General features: G+C 61.4%; 27 protein-coding genes and 1 pseudogene. 13 read left to right on the forward strand and 15 right to left on the reverse strand.

What is annotated here, in order from left to right; genetic code table 11:
* Positions 1-38: 38 nt before the first annotated feature.
* The 3 genes from EDF61_RS07245 (at position 39) to ychF (ending at position 3582) form a co-directional block, all read left to right on the forward strand.
* Positions 39-1232: an SH3 domain-containing protein gene (locus tag EDF61_RS07245; RefSeq protein ID WP_166650720.1), complete on the forward strand. Its 1194-nt coding sequence runs from the start codon at positions 39-41 to the stop codon at positions 1230-1232.
* A 100-nt stretch (positions 1233-1332) separates the two neighbouring features.
* On the forward strand, positions 1333-2424 hold the full coding sequence (locus EDF61_RS07250) for a 4-hydroxy-3-methylbut-2-enyl diphosphate reductase (RefSeq protein ID WP_105657584.1): 1092 nt from the start codon (positions 1333-1335) through the stop codon (positions 2422-2424).
* A gap of 72 nt (positions 2425-2496) precedes the next feature.
* A complete protein-coding gene (ychF, locus tag EDF61_RS07255) occupies positions 2497-3582 on the forward strand; it encodes a redox-regulated ATPase YchF (protein WP_105657583.1) in 1086 nt (361 codons plus the stop codon).
* A gap of 102 nt (positions 3583-3684) precedes the next feature.
* Here the strand turns inward: ychF and EDF61_RS07260 are convergent, their stop codons facing one another.
* Both EDF61_RS07260 and EDF61_RS07265 read right to left on the reverse strand, forming a co-directional pair.
* Entirely contained in the window at positions 3685-4674 is a 990-nt protein-coding gene (locus EDF61_RS07260; RefSeq protein WP_105657582.1) for an SRPBCC domain-containing protein, read from the reverse strand.
* A complete protein-coding gene (locus EDF61_RS07265) occupies positions 4671-4916 on the reverse strand; it encodes a hypothetical protein (RefSeq protein ID WP_105657581.1) in 246 nt (81 codons plus the stop codon). The genes EDF61_RS07260 and EDF61_RS07265 overlap by 4 nt, the downstream gene beginning before the upstream one ends.
* Positions 4917-5723: 807 nt before the next feature.
* Between EDF61_RS07265 and EDF61_RS07270 the strand changes: the two genes are divergently transcribed.
* Entirely contained in the window at positions 5724-6170 is a 447-nt protein-coding gene (locus tag EDF61_RS07270) for an NUDIX domain-containing protein (RefSeq protein WP_105657580.1), read from the forward strand.
* A 477-nt stretch (positions 6171-6647) separates the two neighbouring features.
* Here the strand turns inward: EDF61_RS07270 and EDF61_RS07275 are convergent, their stop codons facing one another.
* Positions 6648-7109 (reverse strand): MerR family transcriptional regulator, encoded by a 462-nt coding sequence (locus EDF61_RS07275; protein ID WP_502699058.1) that lies wholly within the window; start codon positions 7107-7109, stop codon positions 6648-6650.
* Between the two features lie 74 nt (positions 7110-7183).
* Here EDF61_RS07275 and EDF61_RS07280 point away from each other — a divergent pair, with 74 nt between their 5' ends.
* Positions 7184-8515, forward strand: coding sequence for an NtaA/DmoA family FMN-dependent monooxygenase (locus EDF61_RS07280; protein ID WP_105657682.1), 1332 nt, complete (start codon positions 7184-7186; stop codon positions 8513-8515).
* Between the two features lie 297 nt (positions 8516-8812).
* On the forward strand, positions 8813-9400 hold the full coding sequence (locus tag EDF61_RS07285) for a GNAT family N-acetyltransferase (RefSeq protein WP_105657578.1): 588 nt from the start codon (positions 8813-8815) through the stop codon (positions 9398-9400).
* Positions 9401-9797: 397 nt separating this feature from the next.
* Here EDF61_RS07285 and EDF61_RS07290 read toward each other — a convergent pair whose 3' ends face one another.
* The 6 genes from EDF61_RS07290 to EDF61_RS07315 all read right to left on the reverse strand — a co-directional run bounded on the left by EDF61_RS07290 (position 9798) and on the right by EDF61_RS07315 (position 13707).
* Positions 9798-10091: a DUF4287 domain-containing protein gene (locus EDF61_RS07290; RefSeq protein WP_105657576.1), complete on the reverse strand. Its 294-nt coding sequence runs from the start codon at positions 10089-10091 to the stop codon at positions 9798-9800.
* Between the two features lie 271 nt (positions 10092-10362).
* On the reverse strand, positions 10363-10749 hold the full coding sequence (locus EDF61_RS07295; RefSeq protein WP_133833660.1) for a hypothetical protein: 387 nt from the start codon (positions 10747-10749) through the stop codon (positions 10363-10365).
* Between the two features lie 158 nt (positions 10750-10907).
* Positions 10908-11636 (reverse strand): alpha/beta fold hydrolase, encoded by a 729-nt coding sequence (locus tag EDF61_RS07300; protein ID WP_286172150.1) that lies wholly within the window; start codon positions 11634-11636, stop codon positions 10908-10910.
* 73 nt (positions 11637-11709) lie between these two features.
* Complete coding sequence (locus EDF61_RS07305) at positions 11710-12477, reverse strand: SCO1664 family protein (RefSeq protein WP_133833661.1); 768 nt, start codon at positions 12475-12477, stop codon at positions 11710-11712.
* The gene (locus EDF61_RS07310) at positions 12474-13013 is read right to left on the reverse strand and encodes a DUF3090 domain-containing protein (protein WP_133833662.1); all 540 of its coding nucleotides are present in this window, start codon (positions 13011-13013) and stop codon (positions 12474-12476) included. The genes EDF61_RS07305 and EDF61_RS07310 overlap by 4 nt, the downstream gene beginning before the upstream one ends.
* Positions 13014-13023: 10 nt before the next feature.
* On the reverse strand, positions 13024-13707 hold the full coding sequence (locus EDF61_RS07315) for an MSMEG_4193 family putative phosphomutase (RefSeq protein ID WP_133833663.1): 684 nt from the start codon (positions 13705-13707) through the stop codon (positions 13024-13026).
* Between the two features lie 368 nt (positions 13708-14075).
* On the opposite strand from EDF61_RS07315, the gene EDF61_RS07320 reads away from it, so the two are divergent.
* Together EDF61_RS07320 and EDF61_RS07325 are read left to right on the forward strand one after the other, a co-directional pair.
* Positions 14076-15041 carry an RluA family pseudouridine synthase gene (locus EDF61_RS07320; RefSeq protein ID WP_133833664.1) on the forward strand — a complete coding sequence of 322 codons (966 nt, stop codon included), beginning with the start codon at positions 14076-14078 and terminating at the stop codon, positions 15039-15041.
* A gap of 29 nt (positions 15042-15070) precedes the next feature.
* Entirely contained in the window at positions 15071-15934 is an 864-nt protein-coding gene (locus tag EDF61_RS07325) for an MBL fold metallo-hydrolase (RefSeq protein ID WP_133833665.1), read from the forward strand.
* Between the two features lie 66 nt (positions 15935-16000).
* Here EDF61_RS07325 and EDF61_RS07330 read toward each other — a convergent pair whose 3' ends face one another.
* The 4 genes and pseudogenes from EDF61_RS07330 to EDF61_RS07345 all read right to left on the reverse strand — a co-directional run bounded on the left by EDF61_RS07330 (position 16001) and on the right by EDF61_RS07345 (position 20492).
* Entirely contained in the window at positions 16001-16465 is a 465-nt protein-coding gene (locus EDF61_RS07330) for a DUF8821 family protein (protein ID WP_133833666.1), read from the reverse strand.
* Between the two features lie 63 nt (positions 16466-16528).
* Complete coding sequence (locus EDF61_RS07335; RefSeq protein ID WP_133833667.1) at positions 16529-17728, reverse strand: acyl-CoA dehydrogenase family protein; 1200 nt, start codon at positions 17726-17728, stop codon at positions 16529-16531.
* Positions 17725-19313 (reverse strand): annotated as a pseudogene (locus EDF61_RS07340) (fatty acyl-CoA synthetase). Before EDF61_RS07340 ends, EDF61_RS07335 begins: the two are co-directional and overlap by 4 nt.
* Before the next feature lie 30 nt (positions 19314-19343).
* Positions 19344-20492: an acetyl-CoA C-acetyltransferase gene (locus EDF61_RS07345; protein WP_133833668.1), complete on the reverse strand. Its 1149-nt coding sequence runs from the start codon at positions 20490-20492 to the stop codon at positions 19344-19346.
* Positions 20493-21139: 647 nt separating this feature from the next.
* Here EDF61_RS07345 and EDF61_RS07350 point away from each other — a divergent pair.
* From EDF61_RS07350 to EDF61_RS07360, 3 genes are read left to right on the forward strand one after another with little or no spacing between them, the layout of a single operon-like run.
* The gene (locus tag EDF61_RS07350) at positions 21140-21898 is read left to right on the forward strand and encodes a class I SAM-dependent methyltransferase (protein WP_286172152.1); all 759 of its coding nucleotides are present in this window, start codon (positions 21140-21142) and stop codon (positions 21896-21898) included.
* Positions 21891-22436 carry a GNAT family N-acetyltransferase gene (locus tag EDF61_RS07355; RefSeq protein WP_133833670.1) on the forward strand — a complete coding sequence of 182 codons (546 nt, stop codon included), beginning with the start codon at positions 21891-21893 and terminating at the stop codon, positions 22434-22436. The genes EDF61_RS07350 and EDF61_RS07355 overlap by 8 nt, the downstream gene beginning before the upstream one ends.
* Positions 22429-22956, forward strand: a complete 528-nt coding sequence (locus tag EDF61_RS07360) for a 2'-5' RNA ligase family protein (RefSeq protein WP_133833671.1) — start codon at positions 22429-22431, stop codon at positions 22954-22956. The genes EDF61_RS07355 and EDF61_RS07360 overlap by 8 nt, the downstream gene beginning before the upstream one ends.
* On the opposite strand, the gene EDF61_RS07365 is transcribed toward EDF61_RS07360, so the two are convergent.
* Together EDF61_RS07365 and EDF61_RS07370 are read right to left on the reverse strand one after the other, a co-directional pair.
* A complete protein-coding gene (locus EDF61_RS07365) occupies positions 22953-23531 on the reverse strand; it encodes a CDP-alcohol phosphatidyltransferase family protein (RefSeq protein ID WP_166650721.1) in 579 nt (192 codons plus the stop codon). The genes EDF61_RS07360 and EDF61_RS07365 overlap by 4 nt on opposite strands.
* A gap of 181 nt (positions 23532-23712) precedes the next feature.
* Positions 23713-24006 (reverse strand): Fe-S cluster assembly protein HesB, encoded by a 294-nt coding sequence (locus EDF61_RS07370; protein ID WP_105657563.1) that lies wholly within the window; start codon positions 24004-24006, stop codon positions 23713-23715.
* Between the two features lie 235 nt (positions 24007-24241).
* On the opposite strand from EDF61_RS07370, the gene EDF61_RS07375 reads away from it, so the two are divergent.
* Both EDF61_RS07375 and EDF61_RS07380 read left to right on the forward strand, forming a co-directional pair.
* The gene (locus EDF61_RS07375) at positions 24242-24721 is read left to right on the forward strand and encodes a GNAT family N-acetyltransferase (RefSeq protein WP_286172153.1); all 480 of its coding nucleotides are present in this window, start codon (positions 24242-24244) and stop codon (positions 24719-24721) included.
* Between the two features lie 56 nt (positions 24722-24777).
* On the forward strand, positions 24778-25164 hold the full coding sequence (locus tag EDF61_RS07380) for a VOC family protein (protein ID WP_133833674.1): 387 nt from the start codon (positions 24778-24780) through the stop codon (positions 25162-25164).
* Positions 25165-25166: the final 2 nt, after the last annotated feature.

Raw genomic sequence — 25166 nt, forward strand, 5'->3', positions numbered from 1 at the left:
TTGAGCATTGGGGAAGCACTCGAGAAGGATGCAGGGCCATGCGTGGGGCATTGGGGAATAAGAATATTGCGCGTTCGGGGTGGACTTGGGTGGCAGCGCTCAGCTTGCTGGCCGGTTCCATTCCGCTCTCCGCCGCGGCCTCGATGCCCGCGCTGGCGGCTGCGGCAGTGCCGGCCGCAACGGTGCACGTTGCCAGTGCCATATCCATCGACTTGCCGGTCCGGGTGCGCACCACGGCGGATCTGAATATGCGCACCGGCGCCTCGACCAGTTACCGGATCCTGGTGCAGATACCCACGGGGACCTCGGTTCCGGTATCCGGGCGTGCCTCCAACGGCTGGTACAAGGTCAGCTACAACGGGTACACCGGGTACGTCAGCGGCTACTACGTGGTCGCCGCTTCGGTGCGCACGCTCGATGACCTGAATCTGCGCACCGGCACATCCACCAGCTACCGGGTCCTGCTGAGCATCCCGAAAGGGAAGACGGTGCCCGCCTACGCCCGCGCCTCCAACGGATGGTACAAGGCCAGTTACGGAGGGTACACCGGCTGGGTCAGCGGCAGCTACGTGACCACCTATCCGAAGCCGCCCTCCGCACCGCAGTCCACCGGTCCCAACCGGACATCGAGGGTGGTGCTCACCTTCGATGACTGCCCGCGCACGCTGAGCGCCTTCACCTCGGTGATGGATTACGCCGCCAGCAGCAACATCGGCCTGGTGATCGCTCCCACCGGCGATTGCCTCGGCTCGTTCAAGTCGCGCTACGGCGTGGACCTGGCCGCGCTGGCCCGGGCCAAGGGCCAATGGGTGATCAACCATTCGATCAGCCACCCGGATCTGCGCCCGCTGTCCTGCCAGCAGGCCGGTGCGCAACTGGGCGGCTCCGGAGTGCACACGAATTTCGGGCGCCCGCCTTTCGGAGCCATCGACGCTTCGGTGCGTTGCGGCTACGACAGCCGCGGGATGGCCATCTGGACCTGGTCCCGCGACACCCGCGACTGGGACGTGAAATCCAAGTCGATCACCATCTCGCGGGCCTCGGCCGCGGTGCCCGGGGACACCGTGCTGATGCACATGCAGTGGTATGGCTTCTCGCCCGATGCGCTGCGCCAGATCAAGGCGAACCTCGGCGCCCGCTCGGTGGGCGTGTGCCGGGCCTACCGCGGGTCCGATGGCACCGGCGCGGTGGTGCGCACCCCGGTGCTGCTGCCCAGTTCGCTGCCCTGCTGAACCGGCATGCACCCTTCGGAGGCAGATCTCACAGTCCCCGGAGGGTGGCGCGCATCATATGAGCATGGGCTAACTTGCATGCACTTCGTAGACTAGAGGTATGGCTACTTCCACTTCCACTACGGTCTCGCTGTCAATGCCTCGGATCCCGCGGGTGCGCCGCACCCCGGCCGAGATTGCAGCTGCCTCCCCAACGGTCACCGAGCGCAAGGTCCTGCTGGCCGCTCCTCGCGGCTACTGCGCAGGCGTGGACCGGGCAGTGGTTGCCGTTGAAAAGGCGCTGGAGCACTACGGCCCGCCGGTGTACGTGCGCAAGCAGATCGTGCACAACCTGCACGTGGTCTCCGAGCTGGAATCCCGCGGCGCGATTTTCGTCGAGGAGAACGAGGAAGTGCCCGAGGGCGCCCTGGTGGTCTTCTCCGCCCACGGCGTCTCCCCGGCCGTGGTGCAGTCCGCGGCGGACCGCAACCTGCAGACCATCGATGCCACCTGCCCGCTGGTCACCAAGGTGCACCGCGAAGCCGTGCGCTTCGCCAAGAACGACTACGAGATCCTGCTGATCGGCCACGAAGGCCATGAAGAGGTCGAGGGCACCTACGGCGAAGCCCCGGAGGTCACCACCATCGTGAACAACCCCGAGGAAGCCGACACCGTCCAGGTGAAGAACCCGGACAAGCTGATCTGGCTCTCGCAGACCACCCTGAGCGTGGACGAGACCATGGAAACCGTGCGCCGGCTGCGCGAGCGCTTCCCGAACCTGCAGGATCCACCCAGCGATGACATCTGCTACGCAACCACCAACCGCCAGGCCGCGATCAAGAACATTGCGCCGCAGTCGGATCTGGTGATCGTGGTCGGTTCGGCGAACTCCTCGAACTCGGTGCGCCTGGTCGAGGTGGCACTGGACCACGGGGCAAAGGCTTCCTACCGCGTGGACTTCGCCAACGAAGTGGACGAGGCCTGGTTCGAGGGCGTCTCCACCGTCGGCGTGACCTCCGGTGCCTCGGTGCCAGAGGTGCTGGTCCGCGAAGTCGTGGCGCTGCTGGCAGAGTACGGCTTCACCGACGTTTCCGAGGTCACCACCGCGCAGGAAGACATCATCTTCTCGCTGCCCAAGGAAATCCGCGGAAAGCTCAAGGAAGCCGGGGACGAGGAACGTGCCCTGGGCGGACACGCCCGCCCGCAGGCCTGATTTCTCCATAAGAATTCAAGCGCCAGTACACCATTGCGCGCTCATCACTAGTAAAAGGTAGAATTTCCTCCCGTGGCTCTTACTATCGGAATCGTCGGACTGCCAAACGTCGGCAAGTCCACCATGTTCAACGCGCTGACCCGTGCCCAGGTGCTGGCAGCCAACTACCCGTTCGCAACCATCGAACCCAATGTGGGTGTCGTGCCGTTGCCCGACTCGCGGCTGAAGGTGCTCGCCGGAATCTTCAATTCCGAGCGCATCCTGCCTGCGACCGTCTCCTTCGTGGATATCGCCGGCATCGTCAAGGGCGCTTCGGAAGGCGAAGGCCTGGGCAATAAGTTCCTGGCGACCATCCGCGAAGCTGATGCGATCTGCCAGGTCACCCGCGCATTCGTGAATGACGACGTGATCCATGTGAACGGCAAGGTGGACCCGGCCTCGGATATCGAGACCATCGCTACCGAGCTGATCCTCGCGGACCTGCAGACCATCGAGAACCAGCTGCCTCGCCTGGAAAAGGAACTGCGCACCAAGAAGATCGAGAAGTCGTTCCTGGACGCAGTGCTCAACGCGCAGAAGGTGCTCGAAGAAGGCATCACCTTGTTCGCCGCCGCGAAGACCAAGGGCGTGGACCTTGAAGAGCTCGCGCCGATGCAGCTGATGACCACCAAGCCATTCATCTACGTGTTCAACACCGATGAGGCTGGCCTGGCCGATACCGAGATGCAGGCCAAGCTCTCCGAGCTGGTTGCCCCTGCCGAGGCGATCTTCCTGGATGCCCAGTTCGAATCCGAACTGGCTGAACTGGAAGAAGACGAAGCGGCCGAAATGATGGAAGATGCCGGCATCGTCGAGTCCGGCCTGGGCAAGCTGGCCCGCGTCGGCTTCGACACCCTGGGCCTGCAGACCTACCTGACCGCTGGCCCGAAGGAAACCCGCGCATGGACCATCGCCAAGGGCGCCACCGCGCCTGAGGCAGCCGGTGTCATCCACACCGACTTCCAGCGCGGCTTCATCAAGGCCGAGGTCATCGGCTTCGAAGACCTCGTTGCCGCTGGTTCGGTGGCTAATGCCAAGTCTGCGGGCAAGGCCCGCATCGAAGGCAAGGAATACATCATGAAGGACGGCGACGTCGTGGAGTTCCGCTTCAACGTGTAGTCGCGTTCCGCTTCAGTGTCCCGCTCGAGTGCCCGGATCTCCCTGTGGAGATCCGGGCACTTGATCTATGTGCGACCAGCAGGCGAGTCGCCGTGCCTGGGACTAGCGAAATGTTCGGCTGATCGCGCTGCCGGTCTGGAACAGGGTGATCCACACCAGGAACTTCTGGACTGGACGCAGCGGCCATGCGACAAGTCCTCGCCACCCTTGGCGTCGCGACCAGGACCTGCTGATCCGCAGCTGTGTGCCACCGGTCGCGTTCGCCAAGGTGAATTCAGTCAGAATCGAATTACCCTGCGCGACGTCGGGATAGCCAAAGCTCCATGCGATCCTGTCCGGTTGGTGAATTGCGATGAGCTCAACACTGCGTCGACGAAACTGAGGCTTGATCTTCACAGGTTTGCCGTCTGGATAGATTGCGGGTGCCGTGCCCTCCCAGACCGTACCCGGCATCGCTTCTTGAGCGGTCTGGTCGAGGGTGCCGATGCTCGGTTCCCAGTCGGGGATACGTGCGGGATCTGTGAGGTACGCCCACACTTCGTCCAGTGGTGCGGATACGAAAGTCTCAATCGTTCCCGTGGTCCGTCCCTTCACTTTCGCTGCGAGGGGCATGGACTTCATAGAGGGCGAGACGGCCCGATCGAGGCGTTCGATGAGCGCATCGGATGTCGTGCCAAGGCGGCCGAGGATATCCGTGATCAGGCCGCTGGGCTCTGCGACGAGTTCCCGGAGAACGGCGGCAGCGTCGCCCGACTTGCCTTTGCTGCTGGATTTCGCGATGAGGTCCCGAGCGCGACGAGTCCACTCGTACCCATCCGTCTCATGGAACACGATGCGCCCGGCCTCGGGGAACGACGCCTCGATGCCGAGTGAAGTCAGCTGTGCATCACGTTGGTCCTCGACGGCGAGACGGGCGCTGTCAATGTCGATACCCAGCTCGCGCAGTGCGCAGCCGGCAGACTGGTCGTTGATGACCAATGCGAGGAACAGGTGGTCGATGTCGGCTTCGCGGAGCCCGAGCCGGGATGCTTCCTCCATGGCGGCCAGGGAAAGCGATTGGCTGGTCTGAGCGGCGCGGACGAGTTTGTTCATTTGTTCCTCCTGGGTGTCGAGATCGCGGGGTCAATTCTTTTGGAGTGCTTCTTGTGGGCAGCTTGTCGCGTCACTCCGAGCGCGTCGGCGATCTCCTGCCAACTCATGCCCGAACGCAACGCGGCCTCGACCTGCCGGAGTTCCAAGGTGTCAGCGAGCACGCGCAAGGACGCTACGGCCCGCAATCCTGCTTTCGGGTCGCTGGTATCGGCTGCTACTGCTGCGATCCGCGGAGACTCCATGTCGTCAACCTATGTTGCTAAGTGGCCGGATGTCAACCTGGGTTGCCTAATTGCTCGGCGAGTTTGGTGTTCGCTGGGCCAGGAGAGGGTCGACGCTTCGGGGATTCGCCGGGTACTGAGAGGTTGGTAAGGACGGCGACGTGGTTGAGTTCCGCTTCAACGTGTAGTTGCGCGCAATCCCGCGCTTTTTGAGGGCAGTTTGACACAAAATAAATGTGTCAAACTGCCCTTTGCGCCATGTCTGTGCCAAAGATCGGCGTTGATCGCTGGCTGAAGGCGTCAGAGGAAGTAGTCGTTAGCGTCCGGCCAGTTTTCTTCCCAGTCCTTATTCTTGGGTTGACTCGATAGCCACTGTCGTATGTTGACCAGAACTTCATTTACGAATCGGAGCAGATCCGCCTACTTCCGAACTAGAGTGCGGTCAGTCACGTTCTTGCGTAGCGCGTGCGCCGGTTTCTGGCGAGCCGACCTCACCAACTTGCGAGGCGTGACAGCCCGCTCCGTTTGTTCCGGAGTCACATGATTCATGGTCATGAGTTCTTGAAGACGTCCAATAGTCCCGAATGGATGCTGGCTCGTGTCGTTTTTCCCTGGAACGCCCGCTGCATCGAAAGCCGAATGTCTGAGATTCTCCGACAGTGCTTTGCCTAGCAGGCGAATGAAGTGATCCCACTCTCGCTGGTCTGATCTCAGAGTCCAACGCGTATCGTCGGGTAAATCGGAAGTCGAGAACAAAGGCTGCCCCAAATCTAGGGGATTCAAACGCACGGTGTGGTCTGCCGTACAACAAGCTGTACCATCGTGAGCATGAGTAGACGTTCGGTCAAAAAGGCAGTCGGGTACGTCGTCCACGACGGAAACCTGCTCGTGTTCACACACGACGATTACCCGGTGGAAGTCACTGGTGTGCAGGTGCCCGCTGGGTCAATCGCCGAGGGCGAGTCGCCTGCGCATGCCGTCGTGCGCGAGGTGGGGGAAGAGACCGGCCTCGCAGCCAGGATCGTTCGCTCGCTGGGCGTCGAGTCGTACGACATGTGGCCTGCGAAGCCTGAGGTGCACGAACGGCACTTCTTTCAACTTGAGCTGGTGGACTCGGACGTTCAAGTTAGGTGGAAGTGCGGTGAGAACGATGCATCTGACGGCGGGCAACCGGTCAGCTGGACGTGCTGGTGGATGAAGCTGAGCGATGCCCACGTTCTCTGTGCTGGCTTTGGCGCGCGACTTGGCAGCATCGGTATCGATGGCGATCTCTAAGGTTACTTCGTGCCAGAACTCGGTGGAGTTCCGCTTCAACGTGTAATTCTCATGTCTCAATCGCCCTCGGTTTCTCTTGGAGCCGGGGGCGATTTTTTGCATCGTGCCCTTGATTCATCACGAAGTGGCGCCGGAAGGAAAGCTCCTCCACATTAGCGATGCCGTTCAAGGTGCATGGGCCATTTCCCTTATGGGGCAACGCCGCAAGCAGGCTAAGGCACCAGGCCCCGCGTTACGGCGATCTAACCGACTGTCTGGGAGCCGGATCCGCGAGGCATTCCGGTCGGACTCCGCCGTGCGCTCTAGAGCTCTTACTTGGGTGGAGCCCCGAGGCGCGATTAGGGACCTGTTGAGTTCATGGGCACTCAAGTATCGGCCTGAGCTCCCTGCGGCCACTGCCCGCGGCGCGCAAGGAGCTGCCCTGCCGATCATGCCCCGCAGAGGACGGGATTCTCCGGCACCTTGTGCGTGCGGAAGTCAGGCGTGATCCATCGCGTCGATGTATCGCGTCAGCGCGTCGCGGTTCTGCTGGAGCAGGACGATGCGCTCGGCCAGCTTGTCGCGCTGATCGACGAGCATCGCGCGCAGTTCAGGATCGGGATCGGCAACGATCGTGCTGCCAATGTCGTTCAGGCACGGCAGCATGTCGCGGATGATCCGGGTGGGGACCCCTGAGTCGAGCAGCCTGCGGATCTTCAGCACGCGCTCCACGAGATACTCGTCGTAGTCGCGGTACCCGTTCTCCAGCGCAGCGGCGTGATGAGTCCCTGCTCCTCGTAGTACCGGAGCATGCGCGTGGGCACCCCAGTTCGATTGGCCAGCTCGCCGATCCGCATTCCCGTTCTCCTTCACATCCATGTCAAGGATACGGGTCGGAACTGCCTCCCGGCCACGGCAGCCCTCATCGAATCCGCCCGCAGGCTGCGCGCAATCGGCCATGGTGCCAGAGTCCGCGGGCCTGCAGGCAAGGTAATTTGACCTTTACATGGATGTCAATGTTCGATGATGGTTCCATGGACAAGGAACAACGCAAGATGATTCTCGGCTTGGCGCTGACTGACGGCTACGGCACCCTGCCCGGTGCCTGGCGGGCACCGCACGTCGACCCTGGAAACTACTCGAAGGTCGAGGCGAACATTCGCTACGCCCAAGCCGCCGAGCGCGGTGGCTTCTCGTTCGTATTCACGCCCGACTTCCCGGCCGTGCGGGGCAGCCTGGAGCATTCGACCGTCAGCAACATCATGGATCCGCTCATGGAGGCGGCCGCGATCTCGCAAGCGACGAACAACATCGGTTTCGTGCTCACGGGGTCCACAACGTTCCAGGAACCGTTCAACACGGCCCGGCAGTTCAAGACGCTGGACATCATGAGCCGTGGCCGCGCCGGTTGGAACGCCGTCACGACGAGCGACCAGCTCGTCGCGTCGAACTACGGCAAGCCCGTCGCGGACCGGGCCGAGCGATACCAGCGCGCCCATGAATCGATCCAGATCGTGCAGTCGCTCTGGGGCAGCTGGGAGATGGATGCCTGGATCAAGGACCAGGAATCGGGCCGCTTCATCGACCCCGCGAAGCTGCAGCCGATCAACCTCAGCGGCGAGTACGTCGCATCCCGTGGGCCGCTCGCGTTGCCGCCGTCGGAGCAAGGGCAGCCCGTCGTCTTCACCTCGGGAGGACCGAGCCCGCATCTGCTCGAGCTGGCGGGGCGCTATGCGAGCGGCTTCATCACGGAGGTGTGGACGATCGACGAGGCTCGCGCTGCGCGCAGGGCGCTGCGCCGGGCCGCCGAGGAAGCTGGCCGCAACCCCGACGACGTGAAGTTCATCGTCGGCATCATGACCACAGTGTCCCCAACGGTGCGCGAAGGGCTCGACCGGCGCCTGTCGATGTCAGGCGAGGTCATGGAGGCGCGCCTGCCGCACCTCAGCGCGATGATCGGTGTGCCGATCCTGTCCGAGCGCATCGACAAGCCGCTCACGCCCGAACAGCTGGCCAGCGCTCACGCCTCGCCGCAGGACCCGCGCTCCGGGATCGCGCTCAAGGTGGCGCGCGAGGGGTGGTCGCCGCGCGACATCCTCGCGCACGGCGTGATCGACTACCATCCCGTGACCGTGGGGCCGGGAACGGTGCACGCCGATCACCTGCAGGAATGGTTCGAGGCCGGTGCTGCCGACGGCTTCTGGCTGTCGCCCGATGTCTATGAGGACGGCGTTGACGCGTTCGTCGACGAGGTCGTGCCGATCCTGCGCGAACGCGGCCTCTATCCCGAGGACTACGTGGGCTCCACGTTGCGCGAGAACCTCGGCGTCCCCGGCCAGTACGGACTCGGCGACTGGCTGAAGTGATCACGCCTGATCGGATGCCTGCGAACTCGCTCGTGCGGGTGCCGCTGGTCGCGCCGCTCGTCTGATTGCGGGTCGCGAGAGCAGAGGTTGGCCTGTGCCGGAACCTCGTGGAGTCCAGGGATAATGTATAGTCGCGTTTCACGTTGACTACTGGATGAGCTGCGCCAGACAGAGGGCAGGATCCGCGCATTGGTGCGGGATACTGGCAAGGGAAATATGGCAGGAGACAGTAATCCATATCCCACGCATACCCCTGATACTTGAAGCAGTTACCGGAATCCAAAAGGAGGCCTGTCGTTGACGCGAGCAGACGATTCGAGCGAAGCCACGATACTTGAAACTGCGCTGGAGATTGTTGCGCACGCAGAACTGGCAGAGCAAGATGCCGCGGAGCTTCGCAGACTGTTCGATGCCGAGTACCTGCGGGATGCCGGCATCTGGGATCCGGATCTGCCATATGGCTATGCCCCGCATGATTTCCACATCATGGCCCGGTGCAAAGGCGAGGTTGTCGGCCATGTCGGGTGGGCGCGACGCACGATCGGTGTGGGAGGCCGCGACCTTGTCGTTGCAGGTGTGGGTGGAGTGTTGGTTTCCGAGCGCGCGCGGGGCCGCGGCCTAGGCGGAATCCTGATGAATCTCGTGGCTTCATCGATGGTTGATGCCGGCGGTATTGCGTTCGGCTATCTCGGTTGCCGCGAGGAGGTGGCCGCTTTCTACAGCTCGTGTGGATGGACTCGGATTTCCGCTGCCGAGCGTTCGATTAGCCGTGGAGGACAAGCAATTTACGACCCGGCGGGCCAACCCCTGCTCATTTTGCCCATCGAGTCCCAGCTTGCTTCCTGGCCACAAGGGGAAGTCGACCTTCGCGGGCGGGCGTGGTGACGCCCAAGCGATATCCTACGCAGGATATGACCGGGCTTGGCGATAGCCCGGGCTATTTTTCACGGTCGATGTTGTATATCCCCACAGCTCAACATACCGTTGGAAGAAAAAGGATCGAGCGCTAGGGAAGTGGAGGCAGATCGAATGAGGAAACTTCCCAAGGTAGCCTGGCTACGAGTCTCGGTGTACCTTGGCATCTCGATTTTGGGGCTGGCCTTGTTCCTTGCGTGCTATTGCATGATTTCCGGCCGGTCGCTCGCCGAGGCTCTTGGCAGCTTCTGGATCGCGATAGCAATTGCTCTTGCTACATCCGCTATCACTGCGGTACGCGACCAACGGCAAGACACTGGAACCGAGTACTCCGAGCCGGAACTATAGCCCCTGCCTTTCGGCTGGTTCAGTTGGAAGGCTTAGTTGCGATGCCGTCGAGCCACAGAACATCTGATTCGTCATTGTGCTTGCCTCCGGATCCAACGTGCTTGCTGGAGATATTCGGTCCCTTTTGAATGACATGGACCATCGCCATGCCGTGGCCCCGGCCCAGCTGGTAGTCCTCCTTGAGCCATGCCAGGATCTCTGCTGCTTTGACCCCTTCTTGGCCAAGGCCTTTCTCACGGGCGATCTCGATCAGCTGGCGAGCAGTGAGCCCGGTCTTCATTTCTATGGTGTCCAGATAGGCTTGAAATGACATGGAGAAACCTCTCGAAGGCATGAATAGGTGCCTCGAATACTAGACCGAATCCCACGCCGCGCATAGAAGTAGTAGCCGGAGGATGCCACGCGGCCAGCGCACGAGAACCACGGTGTGCTCCACGACTGGCATCCTTGCGGCCTTCCGCGTCTAATCGCCACCAGTGATGGCGCCCTGATCGGCAGCAACCAGGCTGGTTGAAATGACCCGCAGGCAAGTAAAGACGCATGCCTCGGGACAGTGGAGAACAGCTGCCCGCAAGTGCTGAAGCCTAGTTCCGTTCGCTGAATTCCAACGTGTAATTCTCCGCCGTTGGCAGGTGCCCGGGATCGTCTTCAAACGGCATGTAATCGACTGAATGCAGGTATCCGGCAACAACCCAGAGATCCAGATGCCCCAGCTCCTTGCCATCTTTTGAAACGAGAACAGTGGAGAATGGGCCACCACCATGCCGGACGCTTTGGCAATCGAGTTTGCTTGTGAAGGAAATCGAGAAGCACTCGCATTCTTTGAACTGGTAGCCGCCCCAACGCGCAAACTTCAGTTGCTGTCGAGCCTTTGCTGATTCAGCATCTGTGCCGCTGCAGAGCAAGGCCAGCAGCTCTAGTTCAGCAGGTCGAAGTTCTCCGCCTGGGACTCGCTTAGGTCGGTTATCCATGGGGACAGCCTATATTGCCCTGTGACTAGGAATTGCATCGCTACGTTCCTAGAGCAGCAGCATCGAAGAAGCTACCTCGGAGATCGCCGAAGACGGAATGGCAGTTGAAGCGTTTTCAAGGACGAGCAAGGAAGCGTTCGGGATTTCTTCGGCTAGCACTATACCGTTGCCGACGGGGAAAACGGATCCTTTGCACCGTGAACCACCAAGGTGGGGATATCGAGCTCGGACAGCCGCTCGCGCCAGCGCGGAGTGCAGTCCAGCTTGGAAAAGACGATCCCGATCTGGTTTGCCAGATGGGCTTCGGGCTCTGCGCTGGCCGTACGGTCCCAGATGCGGGAGGCCAAGTCCATGGCAACTTCTGGATCATTGCCTAGAATTTGCGAACCCTCGGTGGAGAATTGGGCAACGGCCGCGCGGTCTGCCCAATCCGGCATAGGGCGGGAAAACAGCTTGCCCATGGTTGCCTGGTCATGATCTGGCAAATCTTTGTCTACCGGACCGGGAGCTACTGGTCGTGTGCCTATCAGCGTCAGGGCGCCAAATGATTTGGGATGATCCAGCGCCGCAATCTGCGCGATCATGCCGCTGACTCCGATACCGGCTACATGCGCTGGACGGTTATCCAGTAATCTGGCCAGCGCTGCGGCATCCGAGGCCAGATCGCGCAGGTTGTAATCGGGTTTCATCGGGTTCCCGGCCGTTGATTCACCGCAATCCCGCAGGTCGTAGCGAACCACATGGCGCCCGCCAGCGGCCAGAGCCTGGCACAGGGTATCTGGCCAAGCAAGCATAGTGGTTCCGCCGATGAGGAGAACCAATGGATCACTTTTGCTGCCGAAGGATTCGGCACCGAGCTCCACACCGTTGGCTTCAACCGTTCCCATGCGCGACCTGCCTTTGCTATCAGAATCCAAGGATGGCTTGCCTGCCGTCCTGGGGTCAATAGGAATCGGAGTTCTAGAAGAGCGGCCAGGGCACGGCGGGCATCTGCCCCCTATGAGCAGGGAAGTGCCCTTCGCTGCGCAGGGTAGCGCAGCGCTCGGCGAGCGCCGCGATTTCTTCATCGTCTAGCAGGTTGGTCAGTTCTTGGCCAAGTTCTGCGTCCAGGGCATCGCTGACTGTTCGGAGGCCGGCCAGTTCTTCTTCACCCAGCGGTTGGCCAACCCAACCCCAAAGCACGGTGCGCAGCTTGTGCTCTGCGTTGAAGCAGAGCCCATGATCGACTCCGTAGCGGTGGCCACCGGGCATGGCTAGAACGTGGTCGCCCTTGCGGTCTGCGTTGTTGACCAGTGCATCGAAGACCGCCATGCGCCGCAGCGCAGGTGTATCCTCGTGGATCAAGGTCATCTGCCGCCCCGATTCATCCTGCCCATGCAGAATGGTCTTCCAACCGCCAGCTGGCACCATGTCCGCGGCTACGATGTCTACTGGGTGCTGTCCTCGATCAACTTCTTGCCATAGCTGCACCATGCCTTCGCCAAACTGCCCTTCGCGCAGCCAAGTGCGCGGGACGAGGTTCCAGCCCAGGGCTTCAGATACGAGGAAGGCGGCAACTTCGCGGTATGCGAGGGTGCCATGGGGAAAATCCCAGAGGGGTTTCTCGCCAGCAATGGGCTTGTAGACCACGCTGTTCTCGCCGATGCTGCCCAGGAAAGTTGCGTTGGAGGCGGTGGTGATGCGGCCGGTGAGTTCCAGCTGCGCGGTCAGCAGATCGGGAGAGCTCATTCGCCATTCTCATCTTTGCAAGTGTGCCCATCCGGATCAATCGGATAACCGCAGTTGGCGCACATAGGCCGCCCAGCAGCCACGATCTCATGGGTGCGCATGGCGAAAGCGCGTGCAGTGCCTACGGGCATGCGCACGCGCAGGAGCGCGCCCGGTCCATCTGGATCAAAGTCGGCTTCATCTTCTTCGTTCAAGGAGAAGGCTTCCAGAACTACCTGCGCTACGGTGGCATCCCATCCGAGATTCATGGAACCCACCCGGAAGGACTCGTTGACTTCTTCCAGCGGATCGTTGTCAACCAGTTCCACCGGAGTATGTTCGGGAACGCTGAAGGGGTTGCCCTTGACGGTAGAGAGCTGATCGAGAATCTCGTCAATCATCTCGGCAACCACCGCGGCTTGCTGTTTTTCCAAGGCGATGCTGGACAGTTCCTTGCCGGCTCTTGCCTGGAGGTAGAAGGTGCGGGACCCGGGCTCGCCGATGGTGCCAATGACAATGCGGTCTGGCCAATTGAATTCGTTGACTGTTGCCGTCATTTCGCTCTCCTTAGTGTCCTGCTCCGCCGCCGACTGGGGCGTCGGTTGTCTTGATTCCTGGGGCTAGCCAGGAGAGGTCTCCGGCGTCGGTGTTGATGGAATACACGCGAGGCGCACCGGTCCCGTAGTGCACAATTGATGCGGAAGCCGGGCCCACATTCAGTCGCTGGAACAGATCCAAATGCATTCCCAGCGCGTCAGCCAGTATCGATTTGATGATATCGCCATGGCTGAAGGCTGCCCATACTGCTCCGGCACCATGTTCGGCCTCGATGGCCGCGTCATGGCGCCTGATGGCTGCTACTGCCCGGGATTGCATCCCGGCCATGGATTCGCCATCCGGGAAGGTCACCGAGGACGGAGCTGACTGCACTGCTTTCCAGAGGTCTTCGGCGGCCAAGTCCTGCAGCGTGCGGCCTTGCCACTGGCCGTAGTCGCATTCCGAGAGTTCGGGTTCAATCAGCAAATGCGCCGCTGGGCTTTGCCGTTGCATGGCGAACTCCGCCGTCTGCACACAGCGTTCCAGCGGGCTTGAGACAACGCCAGCCAAGGGGAGCGCTGCTAGGCGTTCGGCGGTACGAATCGCCTGTTCTTCGCCGGTTTGGTCGAGGAATACTGAGGGGGTGCGTCCGGCCAGTACGCCGGTGGCGTTGGCGGTAGTGCGTCCGTGCCGCACAAGGATTACTGTGGCCATGAACCCAGCCTAGTCATGGAGATGGTGGCAAGCGACTCCTGGGCTGAAAACAGGTCCGGGGCTTCGAAGAGCCCGGCAGGTTCTGGAGGTGCGGTACCTTCACCCGTTGCACCCTTGCTGCAACGCGAGGGCCAGGGCTGTTCATCGGTTCGCCGAGCGAACGCTATGGCTCGATGAGCGCCGGGCGAGGTGTGAGTTCAGTCCTCATAACAGCGCCTTTGCTCGTACCGGCTCACGGCATCGGGGTACCATGAAAGTTGGCCAATTCGGGGGCGGCAGCTCCCGGAAGTCCCTTGCAAATGACTCGTCGAAAGCGGCGACGCCATGATCCACCACTGGATGTGGCCTTATAAACGGAGTGATAATTCTTGTCTGGAGTCCTCCAGCAGCCAGCGTCAGAACAGCAGTCTGATTCCAAGACACGCACCATCCTTGTCGACGGCGGGCATGCTGGCCGGCGGATCGAGAAGTTCCTCCGGGTCCAGCTCAAGACGGTGCCCGCCGGGCAGCTTTTCCGGCTGATGCGCAAAGGGCAACTGCGTGTCAACGGCAGGAAAGTCCAGGAAGGCTACCGGCTAGCCGTAAACGACCAGATCACGCTGCCGGCGCTATATGCAGAACAGGGCGTGGCACCAGCCTTCGATGTCCCGGCACCCTTGCTCAAGCGGCTACGCAACTGCGTCCTGCACGAAGACCAAGACGTCCTGGTGATTGACAAACCTGCCGGCGTCGCCGTGCACCGGGGAACCGATATTCCTGCGGGGGTTATCGAAGCTTTCCGCCAGTTGCGCCCCGAGCTGCCGGACCTGGAATTGAGCCACCGGCTGGATCGCGATACTTCCGGGCTGCTGGTGTTGACGAAGACCCCGAGCATGCTGCGCTACCTGCATGAGATGCTTCGGGAGAGCGAAGAGGAGATAGAACGCCACTACCTTGCGCTCGTTGCAGGGCATTGGAGCGAAAAGACCGAATCGATCCACTCGCCGCTGCTGCGCCGTGCCGACAAGGTCGTGGTTGATCCGAACGGGCAGCGAGCCGAAACACATGTCACCGTGAAGCAGCGCGTAGGCCAGCGCGCCACCATTCTGGATGTGCAACTGATGACCGGGCGCAAGCACCAGATCCGGGTCCACCTGCAAAGCGAAGGCCATCCGATTGCAGGAGACGACCGGTATGGCTTCGCGAAGTTCAACCGCCGCGTCGAACAGCTTGGGGGTCGCGGGCTGTTCCTGCATGCGACTAAGCTGGTGATTCCCAAGCCCGATGGCCAGGAACTGGTGATCGAGGCACCCATGCCGCAGCGCTGGAAGCAGTTGCTGAAGGCGGGGCTATAGCCCAAGCAAGGCTGGCACGAGGGGAAAAGATGGCTGAAGGACCCTGGAAGCACGTTGCCGAGGGAGTATTCCAGCGCAGATATGATCCGTTGGATATTACCGTGGGCGCGGTGCTCGGCGGGCAAGGCGTGGCGATCATCGATACCCGCAACAACGCACCCGAAGCACAAGAAATCCTTGACGAAGCCACAACGCAATTCGGACTGCCAATCGTTGCCGTGATCAACACCCACGCGCATTATGACCACACCTTCGGCAACCAGCTCTTTGCCCAGCGGGGAATCCCGATTTACGGCCATCACCGGATCCCCGCGCACTTCGAGCAGTTCGAGAAGCCCCGGCTTGAAATGGTGCAGCGCTCGCCGGAACTCGAACCTGAAATGAATTGGGGCGGTGTAACGCTGACGCCGCCTAGCCACTTGCTGGCCGAACCCTGCACGGCAAATCTAGGCGGACGGGAAGTTGAACTGATCCCGCTGGGTGCCGGGCATACCGACACCGACCTTGCGATCCATATTCCTGATGCCAAGGCATGGTTCCTTGGCGACATCATCGAGCAGTCTGGTCCACCGATGTTCGGCTCGGGCGCCTATCCGATGAAGTGGCCTGTGGTGCTCCAATCCCTGCTAGCGCGCATCCAGCCGGGAGACGTCATTGTTCCAGGCCATGGAGAGCCCGTCGACCGGGAATTCGTCGTTCGGCAAATGCACTGCTTCGAGCTGCTCGCCGCGACCCTGGGTTCGGCTCATGGGAACGGTGCGGCAATCAAGGACATTGCGTTCCCTGCAGAACTGCAAGAACTGTGGCCTGCCGATTTCCTTCTCGAAGCTGCCAAGGATGCCTACGCGCAGCTGCCGGATAACGCGAAGGAACCAGGAAAACGCGGCGCATGAAGCCAGAGCACTAAATGACCTCATGGCCGGCACGTGACTGAGGGCAGCGGCGGAATGGGCGAAATGTCAGTATTCGTTCTTGATCACGAAGTACGAGCCGCGGATGGTCCCTGCAAGCTTGGACTTCTGGCGAGCGAACTTGAACTTCCCTTCCAGCTCGCTGGGCACAGCCATGCCATCGGAAAGCTTGAAGCCCACTGCGCGCTTCTCGCCGGGATCCAGGCCGTAGAGAACATTGATGGATAAGCCGGACTCGTAGAAGACATAGGCGCGCTTGGCGCCATCCGCCTCGAACACAGCTGCCTGCAATGGCTTCGATGCGATGTGCAAGTCGCGTTCCTGCGCCAGAATCGTGTGCACCCAAGCTATGGCTTCCCTAGCGTCGTCTGCTTGCTCCACGGCAAAGTCGTGGTTGAACTTGTTCTTCAGATAGCGCGCTTCGTTGGCGCGCAAGCCTGCCAGCGCGTCAGCAACAGGCGAAGTCTCAAGACCCTGGGTGGATACGTCTTTGAAATCAACAAGGTATGGCATGGGCATCCCTTCGGGCGTTGGCCCCGTGGATTCGGTAATTCGTTGTTATCGTACTCCGCGAAACTAGCCGAAGGCACTGAATCCGGTCAGATCCCTGCCGAGGATCAATGCCTGCACAGACTCGGTTCCCTCATAAGTATGCAAGGCTTCGATATCGCCGAAATGGCGAATCACGTGATTTTCCAGCAAGATTCCATTGCCGCCGAGCAGGTCGCGGGCGGTGGCTGCCACCCGGCGGGCAGCCCGGGTGTTGTGGTACTTCAGCAGCGAAGCTTGCGTGTCTTTCAACCGGCCGGCAGCCTGGGCACCGGCCACGGCCATGCACTGCAACTGCATATTGGTGATTTCGGCGAGCATCTGCGCCAGCCGTTCCTGCACCATCTGGTGCGCGCCCAGGGGTTTGCCGAACTGCGTGCGCTGCTTGGCGTACTGCAGGGCCGCTTCGAAGACGAACTGGGCATGGCCTAGCGCCGACCAGCCAACATTCACCCGGGTTTCAACCAGTGCCCGCGAGACATCCTTGAATGCGCCGGCCCCGGTGAGCCTGGCGGATTCAGGAACGCGAACGTCCGTGAGCCGGATCTCTGCCTGTTCGATCGCGCGAAGCACGCCCTTGCCGCGCACCGGGGAAGCCTCGTAGCCAGGGGCCTGCTGGTCGAGAATGAACCCCTTGACCCGGGAGTCGGCGACGTCGCGTGCCCACACAATGGTGATGCCTCCGGCGGCTCCATTGCCGATCCATTTCTTATGGCCATTGATGATCCAGTGATCCCCGTCGCGCCGGGCACTGGAATCCAGGCCAACAGAGTCCGAGCCATGATGCGGCTCGCTGAGGGCGAAACCACCGAGCAGCTCACCGGAGGCCACGGGTTCCAGATACTTCTCCTGCTGTTCGGGGCTGCCGAAGAATTTCAGGCTGCGCAGCACCAGGCCGCCCTGCACCGCGGCGGCCGCGGCCATCGAACCGTCTGCGCGCGAAAGCTCCATGGCCACTAGGCCCGCGGCCAGCGGGGAGAAGTGGGCGTGGCCTGGAATCCGAAGACCGTCGGTGAACAAATCGAGTTCGCCCATGCGGCGAACCAGATCCAGCGGATAATGCGCGTTCTCCCAATGCTGGTTGATGCTGGGCAGGATCTCTACTCCGTAGTGCCGGGCGCGGGCCCAATGCTTGCGATCCTCGTCGGTGGCAGCATCGAAAGCGGATAGATAATCGATGTCCAAAGCCGAGGCCAGGTCGTAGGGTGCCCATGGGTCCCGGGTCAATGGGTGCCGCCCGAAGTCTTGTTGCGTTCGGCACGCAGCTGGCGCTTGAGCAATTTGCCCGATTGGTTGCGGGGCAGCTGTGCGGCAAAGTCCACCCGCTTGGGAACCTTGTAGTGCGCCAGCTTGGACTTGACGTGCTCGCGCACCTCTTCGGCGGTGAGCGTGGCGCCGGCCTTGAGCACAATGACCGCGGTCACCGCCTCGATCCAGCGTTCATCATCGATGCCCACCACCGCGACTTCCGCAATTTCGGGCAATTCGTAGATGCAGTCCTCCACTTCGCGCGGGGCTACCAGCACCCCACCGGTATTGATGACGTCCTTGATGCGATCCACCACCTGGATGTAGCCGCCCTGGTCCTTGACCACTTGGTCCCCGGAGCGGAACCAGCCGTCGGCAAATGCCTGCTCGGTTTCCGCCGGCTTGTTCCAGTAGCCGCTCATGACCTGTGCAGAACGGTATTGGATCTCTCCGGGCTCACCGGCATCGGCGAGCTTCCCCTCGGCGGTCATCACGCGCGCTTCGATGAAGAACACCGGGCGGCCGCAGGACGCGGGGCGTGCATCGTGCTCCTCGGGGCGCAGCACCGTGCACAACGGGCCGAGCTCGGACTGGCCAAAGCAGTTGTAGAACCCGATCTGCGGATAGCGGTCGCGCAAGCGGGCCAGCACGGTTACCGGCATGATCGAGGCACCGTACTGCGCCTTGGCCAGCGAGCCCAGGTCGCGGGTGTCCAGATCCGGGTGATTGCTCAGAGGCACCCAGACGGTGGGCGCCAAGAACAGCGAGCCGATGCGTTCGGATTCGACGCGTTCCAGGATTTCGCCGATATCGGGTTTGGCGAGCAAGCGGATGCTGGCACCCAATGACAGATAGGGAAGCAGGAACACGTGCATGGCCGCCGAGTGGTAGAGCGGCATCGCGATCAGGGGCCGGTCCGTGCCCTCCAGATCCAGGGCGATAATGGCTGAGACGTACTGGGCCACCAGCGCCGAATGGGTCATCATTGCGCCCTTGGGTGCCGAGGTGGTTCCGGAGGTATAGAGCAGCTGGGCCAGATCCGTGCCGGCCACCGCAGCTCCAGGCGGCGCGGCCTCCACGCTTTCATCCATCGCCGTTTCCAGCACGCTGGTGCTGTTTCCGGTTCCGGGCAGCAGCGGCCAAACATCCTTGACTGCCTGCAGGCCGCCGGCATCGCGCAGTTCCTGGACCAGTTCGAGGCGGGACTCATCGGCGATGACCAGTGCGGCCCCGGAATCGTGCAGCAGGTAGCGCAACTCGTCGCCCCTGAGTGCGAAGTTCACCGGCACGTGGACCAACCCGGCACTGGCGCAGGCGAGGAACAAGATGGCATAGGCGTCGCTGGTCGCTGCATAGGCAGCAACTCGCGAACCGGCCGGCAGGCCTGCCGCAACCGGGCAGTCACCCGATTCACCCCGTCGGCCAGCTGGCTGTAGGTCCAGTTCCGTTCCCCGAAGGCCAGAGCATTGTCCGCGGGGCAGCGGGCCACCGAGCGGCGCAGCAGCGCGCCAATGGTGTTCTGGTCATCGGAATTCATCGCCGAGGTGGCTCGCAATGCACTCATGGTAGTTTCCTTTGCGGCGGGTGCGGGTAGCTAGAGGCGTTCGATGATGGTGACGTTGGCTTGGCCGCCGCCCTCGCACATGGTCTGCAGGCCGAAGCGGGTATCGCTGCGTTCCAGCTCATGGAGCAAGGAGGTCATCAGCCGTGCACCGGTGGCACCGATGGGGTGGCCCAGGGCGATGGCGCCGCCATTGACGTTGACCTTGGACATGTCGGCGCCGGTTTCCTGCTGCCAGGCAAGCACTACCGCGGCGAAGGCCTCATTGATTTCAATGCGGTCCATGTCTTCGATGCCCATCCCGGCGCGTGCCAGGGCATGCTTGGTGGCGCGGATCGGGGCCGAAAGCATCATGACCGGGTCATCGCCTCGGGCCGAGATGTGGTGGATGCGGGCGCGGGGTTTCAGCCCATAGCGTTTGACCGCGGCCTCGGAAGCAATGAGCAGCATCGCGGCGCCGTCAGACATCTGCGATGCTGTGGCTGCCGTATGCGCGCCGCCTTCGGCAATCGGTGCCAATGACTGCATCTTGGCACGGTCCACGGGGCGTGGCCCCTCATCTGCAGCCAGGGAATCCAAAGCAAGGATCTCGCGGTCGAAGTATCCTTGCGCCTGGGCGTTCAATGCCCGCTCATGGGAGGCCGCAGCGAAGTCCTCTAGCTGGGTGCGGGTGAGGCTCCAGCGTTCTGCCATCATCTCTGCGCCGCGGAACTGCGAGATTTCCTGCTCGCCGTAGCGGGACGCCCACAGCGTGGAGCCGGTGTAGGGATCGGGGAAGCCGAAGTCCTTGGCGGCGGAGTTGGAATAGGACAGGGGAATGCTCGACATGGACTGGACGCCACCGGCAACCACGAGGTCGCTGCTTCCGCTCATGACTGCTTGGGCCGCGTAGGAGATCGCCTGCTGCCCGGAGCCGCACTGGCGTTCTACCGTTGTCCCGGGGACGTGTTCGGAAAGGCCGGCGGCCAACCATGCGTTGCGGGCGATGTCCATGGCCTGGGGTCCCAGCTGGTCGATGCAGCCGAGGATGATCTCGTCGTATTGCTCGGAATCAATGTTGTTGCGGTTCACCAGTTCGGCCAGCGGCGCGGCGGCGAGGTCCAGCGGATGCATATGCGCCAGAGACTTTCCCCGGCGTCCGACAGGTGTACGCAGCGCATCGATGATGTAGGCCTCGGGCATGGGCTCCTCCAGGAAGTTTTTGACAGGAAACGTCTGCTGAACCAACAATGCCCAATTCATCAACGGTTGTCTAGGTCACAATTGCCACGCTTGGCTTGGGAAAATGCCACTAGCTCCAAATTCGCTACCGATAGGCGCGGCTTGGCTGGAGAATATGCTCCAGAATGGAAAACGGATGCGCGGGCGAAGCGAGCCGGGAAATTGCCTGCGACCGGATTAGCGCCCAGTCCAGGTTCAGCGACCCCAACCCGGACCTGCTAAACGTCGCCGAGTCACGGGCACAAGACCGTCTGATCGTTTTTGCTTCGGGAAGCCTGCAACCATTGCCGGGACTCATCCGGCCTCCGCTGGACCTGCGGTGCCCAAGGCCGCGGTCAACTCGTGGCGTGATTCCGGGTGCTGCCAGGTGGAGACAGGGCATAGAAGGCAGCCAATTCGGTTCCGCGCTTTGCCAAGGCTGGAGTCCTGGAAGGTCAAAGCAGGAGCGCGGTGCCCTCGGTGTTGGCGCGAGTACTCGGCGTGGTGTCCGGCGAATTGAACACGCCTGATGGAAGTACTTGCCAATGGGCGGGCTGCACCTAGGCAATGCAAGAATTGATGGAGCACACTGCACCTCGACGGAAATTTTGAGAACGGAACAGGCCCAAGTGAGCTTCGCTGACTACGATCCACGAATCATTGCGCTCTACGATACGGATAATCCCGACGGACCGGATCATGACTATTACCGTGCCTTAGCGGCTGAAACCAAAGCGCACCGGATTCTGGATCTCGGCTCCGGCACCGGCCTTTTGACGGTTACGCTTGCCATTGCGCAAAGAACTGTCGTTGGAGTTGACCCCTCACCGGTAATGATGGACTACGCCAGACAACGGCCCAACGCTGAGCGAGTCACATGGATTGACGGCGACGCTTCGGCAATCGACGGCGGGCCGTTTGACCTGATGGTGATGACCGGCAACGTAGCCCAGCACATCCCGGATCCGCAGTGGGCGCAAACCCTGAAACAACTCCGCGCTGCCGCGGCGACCGGGGCCGTGCTGGCCTTTGAAAGCAGGAACCCGTCGACTCGCGCCTGGGAGCAATGGAATGACGAAGAAACCGCAACCCGGGACACGCAATTCGGTCCGCTGACCGAGTGGAGCGATGCGGAAGAAACCAGTGCGGGACTCGTGCGCTTGACATCCTATGCCAAGATTGAGCACTCGCAGGAAGTACTGGTCGAAAAGCTGGACCTGGCTTTCCGCAGCGCCGAGCAGATCAGTGCAGATCTAGTTGCCGCAGGGTTCAAAGTTCGCGCAATTTGGGGTGACTGGCAGAAGAACCGCTTCAACGGAGAACAACCCCTGATGATCTTCGAAGCGGAAGCGATCAGGAAAGTGGCCGGGGAGACTGCTCATGGATAGGCAACCTTCCAAGTTGCCGGTTACCGTGCTTTCCATCGAGCATTCAGCTTGCCTGCAACGGCTGATGGAAAGCAACCCGGGATATTCGCAACGTGTCACCGGTGCCGGGCCTGCATCCGATGCCGCAATTCAGGCATTGAGCGCCCTGCCGCCGAAGGCGCAATCCGAGCAGAAAATTGATCTTGGCCTATGGGAAGGCGAAGAACTGGCCGGATTCGCGGATCTGATCGTCGGCTGGCCCAGACCAGATACGGTCCACATCGGATTGCTCATGGTCGATGGTGCCAGGCACGGACGGGGCCTGGGGAAGCAGATCCATGAAGCGGTGCTCGATGTGATCCAGGATCATCCGTTGATCACCGCCTGCCGGATTTCGATAGTCGATGCCAATGCTGCTGAAGTTGAACCGTTCTGGAAGAGCCTTGGTTATGCGCCGACCGGAGAAATCAGCACCTACGCGGTGGGGGACAAGCAGTCATGGGCGCGCACGTGGTCGCGCCCGATCACCAGCATGAGGAAGGAGAACCTTGATGAGTAGGTCCCCGGACAACATTTTGCTGCACCTTCCAGCAGAGCAGGAGCAGCAAGTACAGGAGGTCTTTGCCCAGTTGGAGATGCGCGGCTTCCCCGCGCAACACCAGACTCCGCATATCACCATTACCTTTTCGCCCAGCATGAGCGAGGTCGTGACGCAGCGGGCGGCAGAATTACTGCCTGCGCTCATCCCCGCGAGCTTCCAACGGGTGGGCACTATTGTCTTTGGCACGAAGCGCAAGCAGACGGTTGCGTGGCTGCTGGAAACCACGGATGCCTTGGAAATGGCAGCCCGGGAAATCAGCGCGCTGAATCCCGATGGGCGGGGACCGCGGTGGACCCCGCACCTGACCATGGGGTTGCGGCTGCCACGCGAAATTGTTCCCGACTATATCCGGGCACTTGAAGAGCTGGCCTCAACGCAGCTCAGGGAACTGACTGCCTGCCGGGCAGCCTTGTGGAAGCCGCGAATACCCGAACTGACGCTCCTGGCCGGAGCAATGCAGCAGGAAAACCGCGACTAGCTGGCCGATGCAGCTTGCTCTTTGGCAGAAGCACGCATGATGCGCAGATAGCCGAACCCGACAAATAAATGCAGCACCGTACCGGCAGTCAAAATGGCTACGCCCGGTGTTGCCAGCACCGAAAAATCGGGGATCCTGCCACACGCCACGCAGGCCAGCCCCAGCATCATGATGGCGGTGCGGATCTTTCCCAGCCACGTGGAAGCTGGCGGGGAGCCCAGGCGCAAGAAGAAATAGGTGCACAGCAGGATCAGGTCGGTGATGAAAATGGCCAGGCCAACCCATAAGGGGATCGCCCCATTGGCCACCAGGGCGATCGCGATAGCCACGATGCCCAAACGATCAGCTATGGGATCCAGCAGGACGCCCAGATGCGAAACCTGATTGAACTTGCGGGCAATAAACCCGTCAACCCAGTCGCTCAGGCCGAAGGCGAGAAGCAGAACCGCTGTCAGTGCCGGTTCGGTATCGGCCAGCAAATAGCCGACGATGGGAACCACCAGGAGAAAGCGAATAATCGTGATGGCGTTCGGAATCGTCGCCCACTCATGTTTGCGTACCGCGCGCGTTTCCACTGCTTTCCCCTTTCCCTTAGTTGAACGATGACGCACTGCGTCGCAATATACAAGGGTGCGGGGCATCTGGCCTGCAAATATGATCCGTCCAGCGTACCGGTGCAGGGAGATTGTTAACGAACTGCGGGGGCCGTCCCGAAGGACGGCCCCCGCAGCCAAAGTTAAAGGGCAGGGTGCAGAATTAGCCCTGCTCAAGGAGCTGGAAGCTTACGCCACCCTGCTCATCCACCGCCGCGTCGAGTACTTTGCCCTCCAAAGCGTCGGCAATCGCTTCATCCACGTAGACTGGGCTGCCTTCGGAAGCCACGACGCCGTCGGTGCTTTCGGGAGCGGGGACAATCTGCAGGCCGAAAGCGGCATCTTCCGGGTGGGTGCTGTCTGCCTGCATGATGCGCAGACCAGCGGTTTCTTCCTCGGCCTGGTTGGTGACGATCGCGGTCACGATCGATGCTGCTTGGTCGGTCAGTGCGAGCACGAGGCTCTCCTTCCGGTTGAGGACATACCAAGTTCAGGGCATGTGGGTGCCACGATTCCAAAAAACGCAACGAATCTCAACACCGCTTAACAGCTGCGCAACATGCTTGGACTTGAACCCCGCCAGCCCGATAGGGTCCGCCCCAACACATAGACTGGCGTTGCCCTGCAAAGGAGAAATAATGCGCGATGCTCAGGCAGCCAGCGGCAGGAGTGCCGCTGGGCACGGAATACGCTTGGCTGATTTTCAACCGCAGGACTTGCCTGCAATCCATGCCTTTGCCGCTGACCCAGTGGTGTGCCAGTACTCGACATGGGGACCCAACCAACTGGCCGACACCCGGGAATTTCTCGCCGATGCACTGCTCGAGCAACCGCATAGGGTCCTGCAGGCGGTCATGCTCGGTGATGTTCTCATCGGTTCAGCGTCGGTGTGGGTCACCGACCGGAAAGCCAAGGCAGGGGAGATCGGCTACACCCTGAATCGAGAATACTGGGGAAACGGATACGCCACCGAAACCGCTGGACTCCTGCTCCGTCGGGGATTCGAGGATCTTGGTTTGGAACGGATCAGTGCAACCTGCGATGCGAGAAACGCAGCTTCCATCCGAGTCCTTGAAAAGACCGGATTCAAGCTGGAAGGACGCCGGGTTGAAGATCCAGACAGTGACGCAGCACGGGCTGAAACCCTGATCTTCAATATTGGCCGAACCTAGCCCTGGGCAGTCTCCTTGCAGGTATATTGGCAGCAACAGCGACGAGGAAGGCCCAGATGAGACTCCATCACGTTCAGTTGCCGATGCCACGCGGCCAGGAAGCTGAAGCCCGCCGGTTCTACGGCGAAGCCCTGGGCCTAAGCGAAGTCCCCAAGCCGCCTTCCCTTGCCGGCAGGGGAGGTTGCTGGTTCCGCGCTTTCAACGCAGATGCCGTTGTGGCGGAAATCCATCTGGGCATAGACGATCCATTCATTCCAGCCAAGAAAGCGCATCCTGGAATGGTCTGCAACTCGGTAGAGGAGTGGGAAACCCTCGCTGGCCGTATCGATTCCATGGGCTATGAACTGTCTTGGGCAGAGCGCGAAACCTTTGAAGGATATCTGCGGTTCCATGCCCGCGACGGTTTCGGGAATCGTCTGGAAATCATGACCCCATCTAGCTAGCG

This window comes from Arthrobacter sp. JUb115 (assembly GCF_004365035.1).
Classification (GTDB): domain Bacteria; phylum Actinomycetota; class Actinomycetes; order Actinomycetales; family Micrococcaceae; genus Glutamicibacter.